This is a genomic window from Thermomonas carbonis (assembly GCF_014396975.1).
Classification (GTDB): Bacteria; Pseudomonadota; Gammaproteobacteria; order Xanthomonadales; family Xanthomonadaceae; genus Thermomonas; species Thermomonas carbonis.
In genome coordinates this window covers 478,122-495,000 of the sequence record NZ_CP060719.1, presented here as the reverse complement: position 1 = coordinate 495,000, position 16,879 = coordinate 478,122, and the positions used below count along the sequence as shown (strand labels likewise).

At 64.6% G+C, this 16,879-nt stretch carries 14 protein-coding genes, 2 tRNA genes, 2 rRNA genes and 1 other RNA gene; 7 read left to right on the top strand and 12 right to left on the bottom strand.

Annotated elements, in window-relative coordinates; translation table 11 throughout:
* Positions 1-61: 61 nt before the first annotated feature.
* The 4 genes from H9L16_RS02415 to rrf all read left to right on the top strand — a co-directional run bounded on the left by H9L16_RS02415 (position 62) and on the right by rrf (position 3,576).
* A tRNA-Ala gene (locus H9L16_RS02415) sits at positions 62-137 on the top strand.
* Positions 138-154: 17 nt separating this feature from the next.
* Positions 155-231 (top strand) — tRNA-Ile (locus H9L16_RS02410).
* 223 nt (positions 232-454) lie between these two features.
* Positions 455-3,317: ribosomal RNA gene (locus H9L16_RS02405) — 23S ribosomal RNA — on the top strand.
* A 144-nt stretch (positions 3,318-3,461) separates the two neighbouring features.
* A 5S ribosomal RNA gene (gene rrf, locus H9L16_RS02400) occupies positions 3,462-3,576 on the top strand.
* 121 nt (positions 3,577-3,697) lie between these two features.
* Here the strand turns inward: rrf and H9L16_RS02395 are convergent.
* Complete coding sequence (locus H9L16_RS02395) at positions 3,698-5,149, bottom strand: DNA polymerase Y family protein (protein ID WP_187553014.1); 1,452 nt, start codon at positions 5,147-5,149, stop codon at positions 3,698-3,700.
* Positions 5,150-5,279: 130 nt separating this feature from the next.
* Positions 5,280-5,468: a hypothetical protein gene (locus H9L16_RS02390; protein WP_187553013.1), complete on the bottom strand. Its 189-nt coding sequence runs from the start codon at positions 5,466-5,468 to the stop codon at positions 5,280-5,282.
* Positions 5,469-5,474: 6 nt separating this feature from the next.
* On the opposite strand from H9L16_RS02390, the gene H9L16_RS02385 reads away from it, so the two are divergent.
* Positions 5,475-5,762, top strand: coding sequence for a hypothetical protein (locus H9L16_RS02385; RefSeq protein ID WP_187553012.1), 288 nt, complete (start codon positions 5,475-5,477; stop codon positions 5,760-5,762).
* A gap of 113 nt (positions 5,763-5,875) precedes the next feature.
* Here H9L16_RS02385 and rpiA read toward each other — a convergent pair whose 3' ends face one another.
* From rpiA to H9L16_RS02350, 7 genes are all read right to left on the bottom strand, one after another.
* Positions 5,876-6,523: a ribose-5-phosphate isomerase RpiA gene (gene rpiA, locus H9L16_RS02380; protein ID WP_187553011.1), complete on the bottom strand. Its 648-nt coding sequence runs from the start codon at positions 6,521-6,523 to the stop codon at positions 5,876-5,878.
* 4 nt (positions 6,524-6,527) lie between these two features.
* Positions 6,528-6,974, bottom strand: coding sequence for an EVE domain-containing protein (locus H9L16_RS02375; RefSeq protein ID WP_425507249.1), 447 nt, complete (start codon positions 6,972-6,974; stop codon positions 6,528-6,530).
* A gap of 20 nt (positions 6,975-6,994) precedes the next feature.
* Positions 6,995-7,588 (bottom strand): 5-formyltetrahydrofolate cyclo-ligase, encoded by a 594-nt coding sequence (locus tag H9L16_RS02370; protein ID WP_187553009.1) that lies wholly within the window; start codon positions 7,586-7,588, stop codon positions 6,995-6,997.
* A gap of 46 nt (positions 7,589-7,634) precedes the next feature.
* A non-coding RNA gene (gene ssrS, locus H9L16_RS02365) (6S RNA) lies at positions 7,635-7,818 on the bottom strand.
* A 71-nt stretch (positions 7,819-7,889) separates the two neighbouring features.
* Positions 7,890-8,207, bottom strand: a complete 318-nt coding sequence (locus tag H9L16_RS02360; RefSeq protein ID WP_187553008.1) for a cell division protein ZapA — start codon at positions 8,205-8,207, stop codon at positions 7,890-7,892.
* The gene (locus H9L16_RS02355; RefSeq protein WP_187553007.1) at positions 8,204-8,425 is read right to left on the bottom strand and encodes a TIGR02449 family protein; all 222 of its coding nucleotides are present in this window, start codon (positions 8,423-8,425) and stop codon (positions 8,204-8,206) included. Before H9L16_RS02355 ends, H9L16_RS02360 begins: the two co-directional genes overlap by 4 nt.
* 9 nt (positions 8,426-8,434) lie before the next feature.
* Positions 8,435-10,738: a putative bifunctional diguanylate cyclase/phosphodiesterase gene (locus tag H9L16_RS02350; RefSeq protein WP_229796518.1), complete on the bottom strand. Its 2,304-nt coding sequence runs from the start codon at positions 10,736-10,738 to the stop codon at positions 8,435-8,437.
* Positions 10,739-10,829: 91 nt separating this feature from the next.
* Between H9L16_RS02350 and H9L16_RS02345 the strand changes: the two genes are divergently transcribed.
* Together H9L16_RS02345 and H9L16_RS02340 are read left to right on the top strand one after the other, a co-directional pair.
* Positions 10,830-11,372 carry a UPF0149 family protein gene (locus H9L16_RS02345; protein ID WP_187553006.1) on the top strand — a complete coding sequence of 181 codons (543 nt, stop codon included), beginning with the start codon at positions 10,830-10,832 and terminating at the stop codon, positions 11,370-11,372.
* Between the two features lie 13 nt (positions 11,373-11,385).
* Positions 11,386-12,708, top strand: a complete 1,323-nt coding sequence (locus H9L16_RS02340) for an aminopeptidase P N-terminal domain-containing protein (RefSeq protein ID WP_187553005.1) — start codon at positions 11,386-11,388, stop codon at positions 12,706-12,708.
* A 51-nt stretch (positions 12,709-12,759) separates the two neighbouring features.
* On the opposite strand, the gene pepQ is transcribed toward H9L16_RS02340, so the two are convergent.
* The 3 genes from pepQ to H9L16_RS02325 form a co-directional block, all read right to left on the bottom strand.
* Positions 12,760-14,085, bottom strand: coding sequence for a Xaa-Pro dipeptidase (gene pepQ, locus H9L16_RS02335; RefSeq protein ID WP_187553004.1), 1,326 nt, complete (start codon positions 14,083-14,085; stop codon positions 12,760-12,762).
* A 76-nt stretch (positions 14,086-14,161) separates the two neighbouring features.
* The gene (locus tag H9L16_RS02330) at positions 14,162-14,509 is read right to left on the bottom strand and encodes a PilZ domain-containing protein (protein WP_187553003.1); all 348 of its coding nucleotides are present in this window, start codon (positions 14,507-14,509) and stop codon (positions 14,162-14,164) included.
* Positions 14,499-16,853: a DUF1631 family protein gene (locus H9L16_RS02325; protein WP_187553002.1), complete on the bottom strand. Its 2,355-nt coding sequence runs from the start codon at positions 16,851-16,853 to the stop codon at positions 14,499-14,501. The genes H9L16_RS02330 and H9L16_RS02325 overlap by 11 nt, the downstream gene beginning before the upstream one ends.
* Positions 16,854-16,879: the final 26 nt, after the last annotated feature.

Genomic DNA, 16,879 nt, shown 5'->3' with positions numbered 1-16,879 from the left:
CACAAGTGACCTGCATTCAGAGAACGGTGGCCCGAGAGGGGTGCCGTGTCCCGTGACACACGGGGCCTTAGCTCAGCTGGGAGAGCACCTGCTTTGCAAGCAGGGGGTCGTCGGTTCGATCCCGACAGGCTCCACCATCTGGCGACGACACATTGGGTCTGTAGCTCAGGTGGTTAGAGCGCGCCCCTGATAAGGGCGAGGCCGGTGGTTCGAGTCCTCCCAGACCCACCACGATGTATCTCTGAATGACTGCGCACACACACTTTGAGATGCCCTGGCGTTGAGGCTGGGGCATGTTCTTTGAAAATCGGGAAGAAGAGTCAAACGAGCGTTTGAGACGCAAGTCTTGCAACGTGTCGAGGCTGAGGCGAGATGGCGAAAGCCATCTTTATCAAGTGATAAGTCGTACCGTTCGCTGGTATGCGTGTCATTCCGAGGCAACTTGGGGTGATATGGTCAAGCGAATAAGCGCACATGGTGGATGCCTTGGCGGTCAGAGGCGATGAAGGACGTGACAGCCTGCGAAAAGCGTCGGGGAGCTGGCAATAAGCTTTGATCCGGCGATGTCCGAATGGGGAAACCCACCCGCAAGGGTATTGCATGGTGAATACATAGCCATGCAAGGCGAACGCGGTGAACTGAAATATCTAAGTAACCGTAGGAAAAGAAATCAACCGAGATTCCGTCAGTAGCGACGAGCGAACGCGGACTAGCCCAAAAGTCGATCTTGTTCTAGCAAAACACTCTGGAAAGTGTGGCCATAGCGGGTGACAGCCCCGTATGCGAAAGGGCCTGATCGATGAAAATGAGTAGGGCGGGGCACGTGAAACCCTGTCTGAACATGGGGGGACCATCCTCCAAGGCTAAATACTCCTGACCGACCGATAGTGAACCAGTACCGTGAGGGAAAGGCGAAAAGAACCCTGGTGAAGGGAGTGAAATAGACCCTGAAACCGTGTGCGTACAAGCAGTCGGAGCCCTTCGGGGTGACGGCGTACCTTTTGTATAATGGGTCAGCGACTTACTGTTCGTGGCGAGCTTAACCGTATAGGGGAGGCGAAGGGAAACCGAGTCTGATAAGGGCGCATAGTCGCGGGCAGTAGACCCGAAACCGGGTGATCTAGTCATGGCCAGGGTGAAGGTTGAGTAACATCAACTGGAGGCCCGAACCCACGTCTGTTGCAAAAGACGGGGATGAGCTGTGATTAGGAGTGAAAAGCTAATCGAACCCGGAGATAGCTGGTTCTCCTCGAAAGCTATTTAGGTAGCGCCTCGGACGAATCCTGCTGGGGGTAGAGCACTGTTATGGCTAGGGGGTCATTGCGACTTACCAAACCATTGCAAACTCCGAATACCAGCACGGACTATCCGGGAGACACACGGCGGGTGCTAACGTCCGTCGTGAAAAGGGAAACAACCCAGACCCACAGCTAAGGTCCCAAATTACTGCTAAGTGGAAAACCATGTGGAAAGGCACAGACAGCCAGGAGGTTGGCTTAGAAGCAGCCACCCTTTAAAGAAAGCGTAATAGCTCACTGGTCGAGTCGGTCTGCGGGGAAGATTTAACGGGGCTAAGCAGTAAACCGAAGCTTGGGGTGTGCACATTTATGTGTACGCGGTAGAGGAGCGTTCCGTACGCCGTTGAAGGTGGATTGAGAAGTCTGCTGGAGGTATCGGAAGTGCGAATGCTGACATGAGTAACGATAATGCGGGTGAAAAGCCCGCACGCCGAAAGCCCAAGGTTTCCTTGCGCAACGTTAATCGACGCAGGGTGAGTCGGCCCCTAAGGCGAGGCAGAAATGCGTAGTCGATGGGAAGCTGGTTAATATTCCAGCACCTCGCGTAAGTGCGATGGGAGGACGGAGAAGGTTAGGTGAGCCGGGCGTTGGTTGTCCCGGTGAGAGGACTGAGGTGGTGCCCTTAGGCAAATCCGGGGGTGCAACATTGAGGTCAAGGACGAGTCCAATAGGATTAAGTCACCGATATCACGCTTCCAGGAAAAGTCCCTAAGCTTCAGCTTACGCAGACCGTACCGTAAACCGACACAGGTGGGCAGGATGAGAATTCTCAGGCGCTTGAGAGAACTCGGGTGAAGGAACTAGGCAAAATAGCACCGTAACTTCGGGAGAAGGTGCGCCGACCATGGTGAATAGCTGAGGTCGGCCGAAGTGACCAGGCCGCTGCGACTGTTTATCAAAAACACAGCACTCTGCAAACACGAAAGTGGACGTATAGGGTGTGACGCCTGCCCGGTGCCGGAAGGTTAATTGATGGGGTCAGCCGCAAGGCGAAGCTCTTGATCGAAGCCCCGGTAAACGGCGGCCGTAACTATAACGGTCCTAAGGTAGCGAAATTCCTTGTCGGGTAAGTTCCGACCTGCACGAATGGCGTAACGACAGCGGCGCTGTCTCCACCCGAGACTCAGTGAAATTGAAATCGCTGTGAAGATGCAGCGTTCCCGCGGCAAGACGGAAAGACCCCGTGAACCTTTACTATAGCTTTACACTGAACGTTGAGTTCGTCTGTGTAGGATAGGTGGGAGGCTGTGAAACCCTGGCGCTAGCCGGGGTGGAGCCAACCTTGAAATACCACCCTGATGTGCTTGACGTTCTAACCTGGGCCCGTAATCCGGGTCGGGGACCGTGTATGGTGGGTAGTTTGACTGGGGCGGTCTCCTCCCAAAGTGTAACGGAGGAGCTCGAAGGTACGCTCAGCGCGGTCGGACATCGCGCACTGTGTGCAAAGGCATAAGCGTGCTTGACTGCAAGATCGACGGATCAAGCAGGTAGGAAACTAGGACTTAGTGATCCGGTGGTTCTGTATGGAAGGGCCATCGCTCAACGGATAAAAGGTACTCCGGGGATAACAGGCTGATACCGCCCAAGAGTTCATATCGACGGCGGTGTTTGGCACCTCGATGTCGGCTCATCACATCCTGGGGCTGTAGTCGGTCCCAAGGGTATGGCTGTTCGCCATTTAAAGTGGTACGCGAGCTGGGTTCAGAACGTCGTGAGACAGTTCGGTCCCTATCTGTCGTGGGCGTTGGAGATTTGAGAGGGGCTGCTCCTAGTACGAGAGGACCGGAGTGGACGAACCCCTGGTGTTCCGGTTGTCACGCCAGTGGCATTGCCGGGTAGCTACGTTCGGAAGCGATAACCGCTGAAAGCATCTAAGCGGGAAGCGCGCCTCAAGATGAGATCTCCCGGGACACAAGTCCCCTAAAGGAACCATCAAGACCAGGTGGTTGATAGGCAGGGTGTGTAAGCGCAGTAATGTGTTGAGCTTACCTGTACTAATGATCCGTGTGGCTTGACCATATCACCTCAAGTTTCTTCGTTTAGTCGAATGAAACCCTTGGCCTCAACACGTTGATGGCTTGCAACAAACGCTCGTCACTCTTCTTCCCACCCTCTGAGAGCGTGGCGCTACTTCATCCGAAGCCGGCGACCCTCCACCCTCTCCCTGGTGACAAAAGCGCTGTGGTACCACCCGATCCCATCCCGAACTCGGAAGTGAAACACAGCTGCGCCGATGGTAGTGTGGCTCAAGCCATGCAAGAGTAGGTCATCGCCAGGGTCTTTACCCTAAACCCCGCTTCAGTCGAAGCGGGGTTTTTCTTTGGACAAACCAAAGAAAAACTTAATCAACCTCGCCAGCCAAGGCTGGGAAATTGATTCGAATTCATTGAAGTTGATGCTCAGAACAGCGCCGCCTGCGGCGAGATCGGAGCCGGATCGATAACGCTCCAGCCGCCGGCACCGGATGGGCGATGCCGCTTCGCATCGCGTTCGCGATGGGTTTTCTCCGCCAGCACCTTGAACTGGTTCATCCGCACCTGCAGCAGGTCGGCTGCATTGGTGGGGGACTGCTCGATGCCGTGCAGGCCGGCTTCTTCTTCCAGCGCCGGCTTCGGAATCTGCTGGAACGGGATCCGCATCGGGGCGGCGTTGCGGTCGACCGCCTTGGCCATCGAGCCGAGGTACAGCGCGCTGTTGCCGTACTTGCGGTTCACACGGTCCAGCAGGGCGCTGGCGGCGTGCGCCTGCCGACGGTCGGCCATCAGCTCGCCGCAGGTGGCGGTGCGCGGCAAGAGACCGACGAGCGTGACCGCCACCGACAAAGGCGGATGCCGTTTCTGGTTCCAGCGACCGTCCGTCGCTGCACGCTCAAGGCCCTGCAGGTGGCGGCCCAGCAGGTGCAGCAACGCTGGCGTATCGTCCAGCGGGGCGAAGCGCAGGTCGCGCTCGAAGCGGGCGTCCATGCCGACGAAGCGGATGCGAATCGCCATCCCGCCGGCCAGCAGTTCCTCGTCGCGCAGCCGCATTGCCGCCTTGGCCAGCAACTTGAACAGCACGGAGCGCATCCCGGAGACATTGCGTAGGTCGGGCCCAAGCACGTGCGAATGTCCGACCGAAGCACGTGCGGTTTCGCGTTCCGGAAGCTCGTACCCGCGCAGCTGCAGCCAGAAGCGTTCGCCTTCGATGCTGCCCCAGGCACGGCGCAACTGGTCGCGCGAGGCACCGCACAACCGCTGGACCGTGCCGATGCCGGCGCGCACCAGACGCGCTTCCATCGAGGGGCCGATGCCGCACAGGTCGCGCAGCGACAGTCCGTGCAAGGCGTTCGGCAGGTCGCTTTCCTCGATGACGGTCAGCCCGTCCGGTTTGTCCATGTCGGACGCGGTCTTGGCCAGGAACTTGTTCGGGGCGATGCCGATCGAGCAGCTCAGGGTGTCGCCGAAGCCGATATCGCGCAGGGCCTGCTTGATGTTGCGGGCGATGGCCGTGGCATTGCCGCGTTGCCGTTCGCGGCCGATCAGCCAGCACGGCACTTCGTCCACGGATGCCGCCTTGCCGTGCGGGATGCAGGTGGCGATCGCCGCCAGGAACTGGTGATGCACGCGCACGTAGCGGGCCGGGCGCGCGAGTTGCAGGGCTATGTCGGGACAGCGCTCCAGCGCTTCGGCGACGCCGGTCCCGGTCTTGATGCCGAAATCGCGCTTGGCTTCCTTGCTGGCGGCGATGCAGCAGGTCGTGGTGCTGGCGACCGGGATCACCGCGACCGGCCGGCCGCGCAGGCTCGGGTCGTCATGCTGCTCCACCGAAGCGAAGAACGAGTCGAAGTCGACGAACAGGCAACGCAGGGTCATGGCGAGGTCCACTTGGGAAAGCAGTGTCGATCCGCAACGTCTCCGAAGGCGTTGCGAAACTTCACGATTCCACTAACGGTGCAGGCTGGCGGTCTCGCCAGTGGAGATTCGCGCCACGACGAGCATGCGCTCAGTGGCCGACCAGCAGAAACCCCAGCCACCAGCGTTCGGTACCGTCGTCCACCCGCAACACCAGCCTGAAATCGATGGGGCTGCGAAGCCAGCGGCGACTGATGTAGCCGGCCGTGCCATCGGCGAGGCTGACCCGCGCCCAGTCCGGCGTCGGCACGCTGCGGGGATCATCGCTTGCCGTCAGCATGGATTGATGTCGACGGGCAAGCCCGTGCAAAACACGCAGGGCGCGCAGCATTCGTCGCCGTGGTCGAACCTGCGCGATATTCCGGGCAAGGCGAGAATCTCTTGCAGCGTCGACCACAGCCGCTGTCGCGGCGTTCCAGGCTGCCTGGAATTCGCTGCCGCCGAAATCAAGCTTGGTTTCCGGACGGACCTTGGTGAGCAGGGCCGCCATGTCGCGCCGCGCGACGATGCCGCGCAGCTCAGCCTTTGGCGCGAAGCAGTGCGGGCGGCAAGTGCTCCACGGACGGACGCATGACCGGGTCGGCGGGCATGCCAGCGACGGCACTCGTGACCATGCTGCACGCGAGGATGGCGGCAAGGAGGAAGCGCATCGCTAGATTCAGTGCGCGACGCCCGGGGCGTGCAGGCTCAGAGCACGATCGGCGGTTCAGCGCCGACGATCACCACGTCGGCGGGGCGGCGTGCGAACAGGCCCACGCTGACAACGCCGGGCAACTGGTTGAGTTCGCGTTCGATGCCCACCGGATCGACGATCGACAGGTTGTGGATGTCGAGGATCACGTTGCCGTTGTCGGTGACGATGCCGTCGCGCCAGACCGGCTGGCCGCCGGTGGTGCGCAGGATCTCGCGGGCGACCAGGCTGCGCGCCATCGGAATCACCTCCACCGGCAACGGGAACTTGCCGAGGATCGGCACCTGCTTGCTCGCATCGATGATGCAGACGAAGGTCTTGCTGGCCTCGGCGATGATCTTCTCGCGGGTCAGCGCCGCGCCACCGCCCTTGATCAGGCGCTTATGCGGATCGCATTCGTCGGCGCCGTCCACGTACAGCGAGAGCGTGCCGGCGGTGTTGAGGTCGATCACTTCGATGCCATGCAATTTCAGCCGCGCGGTGCTCTGCTCGGAGCTGGAAACCGCTCCGGCGATGCGGTCGCGCCAAGGCGCCAGTGCATCGATGAAATAGGCCACGGTCGAACCGGTGCCGACGCCGACGATCATGCCGTCCTCGACGTAATCGATCGCCTTCACCGCGGCCAGTCGCTTCGCTTCGCTCATCGCATCATTCCAGTGAAAGCAGCAATTTCCATTGCGCGGAGGTAACGGGAAACACAGACAGCCGGCTGCCCTTCGCGGTCAACGCGAAGCCTTCGCCGAGTTGGTCGGTGTGACGCTTGATCTCTTCAAGCGGGATCAGCCGCTTGAGCTTGCGTTCGAAGCCGACGTCGACCAAGAACCAGCGCGGTTGCTCGCGGGTGGCCTTCTCGTCGAAGTATTTCGATGCGGCATCGAACTGGGTCTCGTCCGGGTAGGCCGCACTGGCCACCTTCGCGATACCGGCGATGCCGGGCACCTTGCAGTTTGAGTGATAGATCATCACCCCGTCGCCTTCGCGCATGCCGTCGCGCATGAAGTTGCGCGCCTGGTAGTTGCGCACGCCGTTCCAGGGCTCGGTGCCGACGCGCTCCAGGTCGTCGATGCCGAAGGCGTCCGGCTCGGACTTCATCATCCAGTAGCGCCTGGGCTTGCTCACGCGATGTCCTCGGAGAAATGGGCAGTGGCTTCGCTGCACACCGCGTCCAGGCGAACGTCCCATGGCTGCATCGGGATGGCATCGCATTGCTGGACGGCGAACGCGGCACCGACAAACAGCGGCGGCGCTCGTCGCGCATGCCTGAACGCGAGACTGCGATCGTACCAACCGCCGCCCATCCCCAATCGATTGCAGCGTGCGTCGAAGCCGACCAGCGGCAGCACCAGCATGGCCATGTCGCTGGCGGGCAATGCGGTGTCGGGATCGATGTCGGGTTCGGGGATACCGAAGCGGTTGGTCACCAGCGGATCACCCGCGCGCCACGGCGCAAACCGCAGCGATTCGTCGGCATGCAGCAGAGGCAGGCAATACGTAAGCGCTGGCGGCAGGCGCAACTGGAACACGTGCAAGCCGATTTCGCCGTCCATCGCCCAGTAGCCGGCGACGTGTCCAGACGATGGCAGGAGCGGCAGGGCGAGCAAACGATTCGCCAGCGATTCGGCAGCGGCGATGCGTGTCGCAGCGGGCAGGTCGCGCCGGCGTTGGCGGAGCTCGCGGCGCAGCACGGCGCGGTCGGGGGCGGAACTCACGCGGGAGGCAAACCGTGCTGCGAAGAGGGGTGGTGCGTTACGGAGAAGGGTCTCCGCCGTGGCGATGCATGCGAAACGACCTTGAACCCGGGGTTCAAGTGGGAACGCGTGGCGGCCATCGGGCTTCCCGCTCTAGGCGGACTTGCACGCCCGGCAACCAGTACGCCCCCGGTGTCGTTATTAAGGGACAAGGCGAATGTTGCGCACGCCGTCGCTCACGGCAGAGGACGTAACCAGTATAGGCAGGCGACGGATCGTGGCAAGCGCCATCGGTCGGCAGGTGCTGCGGGGATTCAGGCGTTCAGCTGTTCGACACGAGCAAGCCGTCGAGCCTGGCATTGGCGGCATCGATCAGCTTGAACAGGTCGTCGTCGCTGCGGACTTGGCCAACGGCCTCGCGCTGTTGCAGTTCATGCGCCAGATTGAGTGCGGTCAGCACGGCCAGGCGATCCGGGGCGACCATCTTGTTGCTGCCGCGCAACTCGCGCATGCGGGTGTCGAGCAGGCGCGCGGCCGAGGTCAGGCTCGCGCGTTCGGCCTCGGTGACGCCGACGGTGTATTCGCGATCCAGCACGCGAACGCTGACCGGCTCGCTCTTGCCGCTCTCGGGTGTGCTCACGTGTGCTGCTCCAGCGATTTCAGGCGGCTGATCATCGCCTCGACGCGGCTGCGCGCCTGTTCCTGCTTGGCCAGCAATTGCGCGCGTTCGGTGGCCATCTGCTCGTGTTGCTGGCGCAGGCTGCGGTTCTCGTCCTGCAGGCGTTGCATGCGCGTGGCCAGCAGGTCGATGCGCACCAGCAGCCGTTGCAGTTCGCCGTGCAGGTCGCGGTTGTCCATCCGGGCACCTTAGGGAGGCGATGCGGCGGGGTCAAGGCGCGCCGAGGCCGACACCACCTGCGGCGTGTTTTGCCAGTCCTGCAGGAAGCGCAGGCAGTCCAGCGAATTCAGCGGACCCGACAGCAGATAGCCTTGCACCATGTCGCAGCCGTGCTGCAGCAGGAAGCGTTGTTGCTCGGCGGTTTCGACGCCCTCGGCGACCACGCGCAGGCCGAGCGAATGCGCCATCGCGATGACGGTGGTGGTGATCGCCGCGTCCTCGCTGTCGCCGGGACGGCCGAGGTCATCGATGAAGGCCTTGTCGATCTTCAGCGTGGTGATCGGCAGCCGGCGCAGGTAGGCGAGCGAGGAATAGCCGGTGCCGAAATCGTCCACCGCGATCGACACACCCAATCGGCGGAAGGTCTGCAGGCGTTCGGTCGCGTGTTCGGCGTTCGCCATCAGCACGCTTTCGGTGAGTTCCAGTTCCAGTTGGTTGGCCGGGACGCCGGTTTCGCGCAGCACCTGCTGCACGGTCTGCGCCAGGTCGCTGCGCAGCAGTTGCACGGCCGACACGTTGACCGACATCAGCACATTGTCGATGCCGTCGCGACGCCAGTCGGCCAGGGTGTTGCAGGCTTCGCGCAGCACCCATTCGCCGATCGACACGATCAGCCCGCTTTCCTCGGCCAGCGGGATGAACTGACTGGGCGGGACGTCGCCATGCTCCGGGCTGTTCCAGCGCAGCAGCGCTTCGACCGCGCCGATCCGGCCATCGGCCAGCACCAGCTGCGGTTGGTAGACCAGGCGCAATTCGCCGCGTTCGACGACCTTGCGCAGCGCGGCGATCAGGGTGGCGCGCCTGCGGATATCACCATCCATTGCATCCGCGTAGCGCAGGAAGGTGCGCCGGCCGGCCGCCTTGGCCTGGTACATCGCGGTGTCGGCGTGCTTGAGCAGGTCGGTGGGCACCTGCGCGTGGTCGGGGAACAGGCTGATGCCGATCGACGGCGAGATCGCGATCTCGTGACGGTCGTCGAGACGCAGCGGTGCATCGAAGGCATCGATGATGCGTTGTGCGCAGCGTTCGGCCTCGTCGCCGCCGGAAAGATCTTCCAGCAGCACGGTGAATTCGTCGCCGCCGATGCGGGCGACGGTGTGGCCGTCGCCGACAACCTCCTGCAGGCGCTGCGCGGTGGCGCGCAGGATGCGGTCGCCGGTGGCGTGGCCCAGCGAATCGTTGATGTCCTTGAAGCGGTCCAGGTCGAGGAACAGCAGGGCCATGCGGCTGCCCTGGCGGCGCGCGCGGACGATCGCGCGGGACAGCCGCTCGGCCAGCAGGGTGCGGTTGGGCAGGTTGGTCAGGGTGTCGTAGTTGGCCAGGTAGCGCAGTTCCTGCTCGATCCGGCGGCGGTCGGTGATGTCGCTGGCCACCACCACGTACAGGCGCTTGCGGCTGCCCGGTTCGACGATCGCGTTGAACTGCACCGCGCACAGGAAATCGCGCCCGTCCTTGCGCTTCTGCCACATCTCGCCGCTCCAGCAGCCCTGCTGCTGCATCGCGTCGCGCGACTTTTCGTAGAAGGCCTCGTCCTGCTGGTCGCTGTTGATGATCGAGCCATCCTTGCCGATCACGTCCGCCGCTTCGTAGCCGCTCATGCGGGTGAAGGCGGGGTTGACCGCGACGAAGCGGAACTCGGCATCGACCACCGCCACCGATTCGGCCATGTTGTGCATGACCTCGTTGGCGATGCGGCGCTCGCGCTCTTTCTCGCGGATCGAGGTGACGTTGCGCGCGGTGCCGGCGATGCGGGTGACGTGGCCGATCTCGTTGCGAGCGATCGCACGGCCGCGCGCGCGCATCCATTGCCACTGGCCGCCTTCGCCCATGATCCGGTGTTCGGAGAGGAACATCTGGGTGCCGCCGGTGACGTACTCGCGCAGGCGATCCAGCACCAGCGGCAGGTCTTCCGGATGGATCTGGTGGTCCTTGTCCAGGTCGACCTGCACGGCGAGGTCGTCGCTGAGGTCGGGTTCGACCCGGGTGCGCTCCAGCTCGCGCTTTTCCAGGTCGTACTGCCAGTAGATCTCGTTGGACGCCCACAGCGACAGGCGCAGGCGTTGCTCGCGTTCGCGCATGGCGCGCAGGTGGTCGCGCTGTTCGCGTTCGCGCCGGCGATGCCCGGCGATCGCCATGCCGGCCATCGCCAGCACCAGCAATGCGACGAGCAGGGCGAGGACGTGGCTGGACGGCATGTCGAGCATCGAAGAGGACGCCGGCAGCGGCGCACCGGCGCCGGCCAAGCTTGATGGCGTGATGGCGCGAATCCCCATCCGGCCAGTGTAGGCACGGGCCGGCACTGGCAACAAGCCGGCCGGGGCATGGATTGCTAAACTGGGCGGCCCCGCACCAAGGCGCATCCCCGTGAGCGAAACCGAGCTGCCGGCCTGGACCGACGTGGCCAGCGCCGCCGACCAGCTGCAACTGGCCAGCACCCCGGCCGAACTGCATGGCGCGTTGTGCGGTTGGCTGGCGGCGGGTGGCGCGGACCAGCCCGGCTGGATCGCCACGGTAATGGCCGATCCCGACCTGCCGTCACCCGTGCCCGGCGATACGCTGGACCGGTTGCGCGCCGCCAGTGCGAAGCAATTGGGCGATGCGGATTTCGGCTTCGAACTGCTGCTGCCGGACGCTGACGACGTGCAGGTGCGTGCCGGCGGGCTGTTCGCCTGGTGCCGGTCCTTCCTGGGCGGCTTTGGGCTGGCGGTTGGCGACAAGGCCTTGTCGGAAGAAGGCCAGGAAGCGCTGGCCGACCTGGCCAACCTGGCCGCTGCGCGGATCGAGGAAGTGGATCCCGAGCAGGACGAGGAATCGCTGACCGAGATCGAGGAATACCTGCGCATGGCGGTCCTGCTGCTGCATGCGGATTGCGCGCTCGGGCCGCGCAGCCGGCAGCGCCTGCACTGAGGCGTGCAAGCGAATGACAGCGCCGACCACGAGCAGTCGCAAGGCGTTGGCGCGGCGCCGCAGGCAGTTGATGCAGGCGGCCGGCGACGGTTCGATCCTGATCCTGCCGGCCGCGCCAGAGCGCATCCGCAGCCGCGACACCCACTATCCCTATCGGCAGGATTCCGATTTCTGGTACCTGACTGGCTGCAACGAGCCCGATGCGGTGCTGGTGCTGGTGCCCGGTCGCAAGCATGGCGAGGCGATCCTGTTCTGCCGCGAACGCGACCCCGAACGCGAGGGCTGGGACGGACCGCGCCTCGGGCCTGACGGCGCGGTCGAACTGCTGGGCATGGACGATGCCTATCCGATCTCGGACATCGACGACATCCTTCCGGGCCTGCTCGAAGGGCGTCGCCGCGTGCATTACCACCTGGGCCGCGATGCCGACTTCGACCTCACCCTGATCGGCTGGCTCAACCGCGTGCGCGCGCAGGCCCGGCAGGGCGCGCAGCCGCCGCAGGAATTCCTCGAGCTCGGCCACCTGCTGGACGAGATGCGGCTGTTCAAGTCCGCCGACGAAATCAAGCTGATGCAGCGCGCCGCCGACATCAGCGTCGAGGCCCATCGCGCAGCGATGCGCGCGGCCCGCGCCGGCATCCACGAATACGAATTGCAGGCGGAACTGGAGCGCGTGTTCCGCATGCACGACGCGCAGCCGGCGTACGCCAGCATCGTCGGTGCCGGTGCCAATGCCTGCGTGCTGCATTACCGCGACAACAACGCGAAGTCGCGCGACGGCGAGCTGGTGCTGATCGACGCCGGCGCCGAATACCGCGGCTATGCGGCCGACATCACTCGCACGTTTCCGGTCAATGGCCGTTTCAGGAAGGAACAGCGCGCCCTGCACGACCTGGTCTGCGCCGCCCAGGCCGCCGCGTTGGCGCAGTCGCGACCCGGCGTGGCGTACGAAGCCGGGCATGACGCCGCAGTGGCCACGCTGACCGAAGGGCTGTTGTCGCTCGGGCTGCTGAAGGGCCGGCTGGAGACTGCGATCGAGCGTGGGGACTACAAGCGTTTCTACCGGCACAAGACCGGCCACTGGCTGGGCCTGGACGTCCACGACGTGGGCGAATACCGCATCGACGGCGAATCGCGCCTGCTCGAACCGGGAATGGTGTTCACCCTCGAGCCCGGGCTGTACATCCCGTCCGATGACGCGAGCGTGCCGGCGAAGTGGCGCGGAATCGGCATCCGCATCGAGGACGACGTGCTCATCACCGCCGACGGCCATCGCGTGCTGACCGCGGCGCTGGAGCGCAGTGCGGATGACGTGGAAGGGTTGATGGCGGGGTGATCTTCGCGATCGTCATTCCCCAGGCGGGGTGCAGTCGCCGTGCGGGAGACCTCAGGCGCCCGCAAACGCCTCGCGCGTCAGGTTGATCGGCGCGGCTTCGGTGCAGGCCACATCGTCTTCGATGCGGATGCCGCCGTAAGGCTTGAACGCGTCCACGCGGTTCCAGTCCACCGCATCGGCCAGGCCCTTCTGCTTCAACTCGTCCAGCAGCATGTCGATGAAGTACAGGCCAGGCTCGATGGTGACCACCATGCCCGGCTCCAGTACGCGGGTCAGGCGCAGGTAGGGATGGCCTTCCGGCTTGGAAATCGTGCCGCCACTGTCGCTGGCGGCGAAGCCGGCGACATCGTGCACCTGCAGACCGATGCCGTGGCCGATGCCGTGCGGGAAGAACGCGCTGGAGACACCGCTGGCGAGCGCGTCCTCGGCACCGACCTTGATCACCCCGAAGTCCTTGAGGATGCCGGCCAGCGCGAGGTGCGCGTCGAGGTGCAATTGCTTGTAGTCGAAGCCGGCGCGCACCGCATCGCACATCTTCAATTGCGCGGCATCGACGGCATCGACCATCGCCTGGAAGTCGTCGCCGGCATCGGCGGAATAGGTGCGGGTGATGTCGCAGGCGTAGCCGTCGAAACTGGCGCCGGCATCGATCAGGAAGCTGCGCACCGGCGTGGGCGGCAGGCGGTCGCGGTCGGTGTAATGCAGCACCGCGGCGTGTTCATTGAGGCAGATGATGTTGCCGTAGGGCAGGTCGTTTGCGTCCTGGCCGGCGGCTTGGCAATAAGCTAGGTGGATGCCGAATTCGCTGGCACCGGCACGGAACGCACGCTCGGCGGCGCGATGCGCGCGCGCGCCGATGCGGCTGGCTTCGCGCATCATCGCGATCTCGTAGGGCGTCTTGAACGCGCGGTGGTACTCCAGGTAGTCCACCACCGGCACCGGGTTCCCGGGAATGTAGTCGCCGACCGCACCCTGCGGTTCGCCGAGGATCGCGCAACGCGCTGCGTCCTTCGGCAAGTGGCGCGCAGCGTCTTCCGGCGTGCGGATGGTGACGATGTCGAAATGCTCGACCCAGTACCCGCTGGGCGCGGCCGGAACCACGTGCCAGTAGTCGTGCGGCTGCATGAACAGCAACTTCGGACGATGCCCAGGGGTGATGACCAGCCAGCTGCCGGGCGCGCGGGTCAGCGGCAGCCAGGCCTTGAACTGCGGATTCACCGCGTACGGATAGTCGCGGTCGTCGAAGAACTGGTAATGCAGGCTGCCGCTGGGCACCACGAGGTGGTCGAAGTCGCCGCGTTTCAGCGCTTCCGCCGCGCGTGCCTGCAATTCGGCCAGATGTTGCGGGTACAGGGCGGCGGGCGTGGTCGGGGACATGGCAGGCGTCTCGCGGTGCGGATCGGTAATTTTGACCGATCCCGGTGGTGCGCACAGTGCGTGAAGTCCTGCCTGTTCAGGGCGTCTGCGATTCCTGCTCGGTCCACCAGCGCAAGCGGCGGGTCACCTCCGGCGACAGGCCGAGGAAGCGTAGCCCTGCCCAGGACTGCCCAGGCGCGCTGGCATCGTCTACCCACAGCACGTGCGCGCCGACTTCCAGCGGCAGGGTGTCGCCCATGTCGTCCGGCAGGGCGAAGCGGAACTGGTAGAGCGCGTCGTCGGTCAGGGTGCGGTTGGCGATCAGCAGCATGCCGCCCACCGAGACATTGCCCACGTAGCCCACGGGTTCCTCGGTGATGGTGTCGTAGACCTCCATCATCCCGGGCACGGTGCGGCGTGCCTGTCGGCGCGATTCAATGCCCATGGCCGTCCTCCCGGGCCTGCTGGCCTTCGTTTTCGGCGATCCTCTGCAGGTTGGCCATGGTGGCTTCCCATGCGGTCTCGGCAGGTGCGATGTCGGCATCCAGCACGCGCAGCTTGCCGGCCGCCAGCTTGCGCGCCAGCACGTCGAGGTCTTCGCTCAGGGTGCGCAGTCCGCGGCGGTTGACCACCAGGGTCTGGTGGGTGTGCTGGCTGGTCCAGGCCAGCCTGCGGCGGACGGTGGTGTCGTCGGCGTCCTCGTCGAATTCCACCCAGGCCGGTTCCTGCAGTGCCCGCAGTTGCCGGAACGCGGCCTCTTCCTGCGTGCTGCGAGTGGGCAGCTCGGTACCGGGCGACGCAGCGTTGCCTTCGCCCAGACGCGCGCGCGCGCGCAGTTGCACCAGTAACTCGGTGCGCGAGGCCAGATCCGCATCTTCGGCGCGGCCGTTGGCGAGCTGGCGGGCGATTGCGGTGGCGTCGTCGGCGTGATAGCCGACCTGCTCCAGCGCGCCTTGCACGCGTGCCACGAATGCCGGATCCGCATGCGGCTGGCCGGTGCTGGTGCTGGCGTCGATGATCGTGGCGGTGGTGTCGAGCAATTCCCGCCAGGTCGCGGACTGTTCGCCGTTGCGCAAATAGGTCAGCGACAACACGTCGGCCCACGCCTGATCCATCAGGATGGCGTGGAAGCGGGGCAGGCTGCGCCCACCGAGCAGGCGCGCGATCTCGTTGTTGGCGCGCTGCTTGGCGACTTCCAGTTTCTCGCGTCCGCGCGCGGCTTCCACTTGCCGGCGTTCGGACATCTCGGTCTTGCGGGCCAGCGCCTGCAGGCCGGATTGCAGGGTCTGGTTGGCCTCGGCGAAGGTGTCGAAGGTGCCCTCCGCGTCCTGTTGCACGGTGGCCACCGCGCGCTGCAGCAAGCCCAGCCATTGCAGGTCGGCATCGTCCTCGGCCAGCCAGCGTGCACCGCCGCGCGATACCGCATCCAGCAGCATCCGCCCGGGGTGGCTCGGATCGACGAAGAAACGATGGTCGCGCAGGGCGAGCTGCAGCATCGGCAGGCGCAGGCGTTCGACCAGCGCTTCGCCGTCGCTGCCCTTGCGCATTTCGCGCTGCAACTGGGCCAGGAACAGGGCGAGCAATTCGAAGGTGTCGCTGTCGGGATCGGCCAAGGCCACGCCATGACCGTGCATCTGCCGTGCCTGGGCCAGCAGGATCTGGCGGAAATCGCCGACGCTGTCCGCCTTGGTCGCGTTGGCGCGCATCCGCTGCAACGCGCCCAGAACTTCGTCGCGGCGCAGTGGCTCGCGCACGCGCTCGTCCTGGCCGCCGGGACGCAGCTTGGCCAGCAACACGCGGCGGCGCTTGAGCAAAGTCTGCAAGGCGGCGAAACCGGCCCCCAGGCCGCCAGCTTTGGCCGGTGTGCTGGCCGGCATGGGCGTGGGCGCCGGTTGCTGCTGTGGAGGCTGCGCGCCGCTGGGCATGAAGTTCGCCCGCCCCCTGCCTTCCATGCTCAGCGTCGAGGGCAGGTCGATGCCGGCCGCGCCCCTGGACGCGGGTGACGGGCCGCCGTCGGCTGCGCCCAGCGCGGGCATCGCCGCGGTGGTGCGCGGTGAGCCCGACCCCGCCGACGCCGGCCGCGCGCGCACCGGCACGAAGCTCAGGTGCGCCAGGATGCCGTCGCTGGCCAACTTGTTGTTCAAGGCCTCCAGCAAGGTCGAGTACAGCGCCATCAGCACTTTCTCGAACTGCCGGTACAGCTCGAACTTGGCGTGCGGCGGGAACTCCAGTTCGCCGCTGGCGTCGTGCAATGCCTGGCACAGCGCGTACGGGCCGATCGGCAGGTGTTCGCCATCGAAGGCAGGAGCACCAGCCAGCACGCCGAAGCGCTGGCCCATCAGTTGCAGGGCCAGGCTGTTGCGCGATTCGATGCGGCTGGCGATGTTGTTGAGCATCGCCTGGTCGCTCATCGCATCGTCGTCGAGCAGGGCCAAGCCCAAGCCGGATGCTTGCTGCTCTTCAAGACGGCGATTGCGGCGTGGCTCGCGCAGGCTGGCCAGGCCGGCTTCGATGTCGGCCATGAAACGGTGGGTGAAACGTTGCTGGCCGACGCGCAGGTTATTCAGCGATACGAACTTCGCCGCTTCGACCCTGGGATCGTTGACCGGACTGCCTTGGCGCGACAACGCCAGTTCGGTTTCCAGCAGGACGGTCTGCAACTGCCGGCCCATGTCGCTGCGGATTTCCTGCTGGACATGTTCCAGCACCTGGCGCACACGGCGCGGCAACTCGGCCTGCGCGAGGGTCCTGGCGGTGGTCGATCCGTGCGGAGTGAGTACTGCGGCCATCGGCGTCCCCTTGCGCGTCGGCGAAC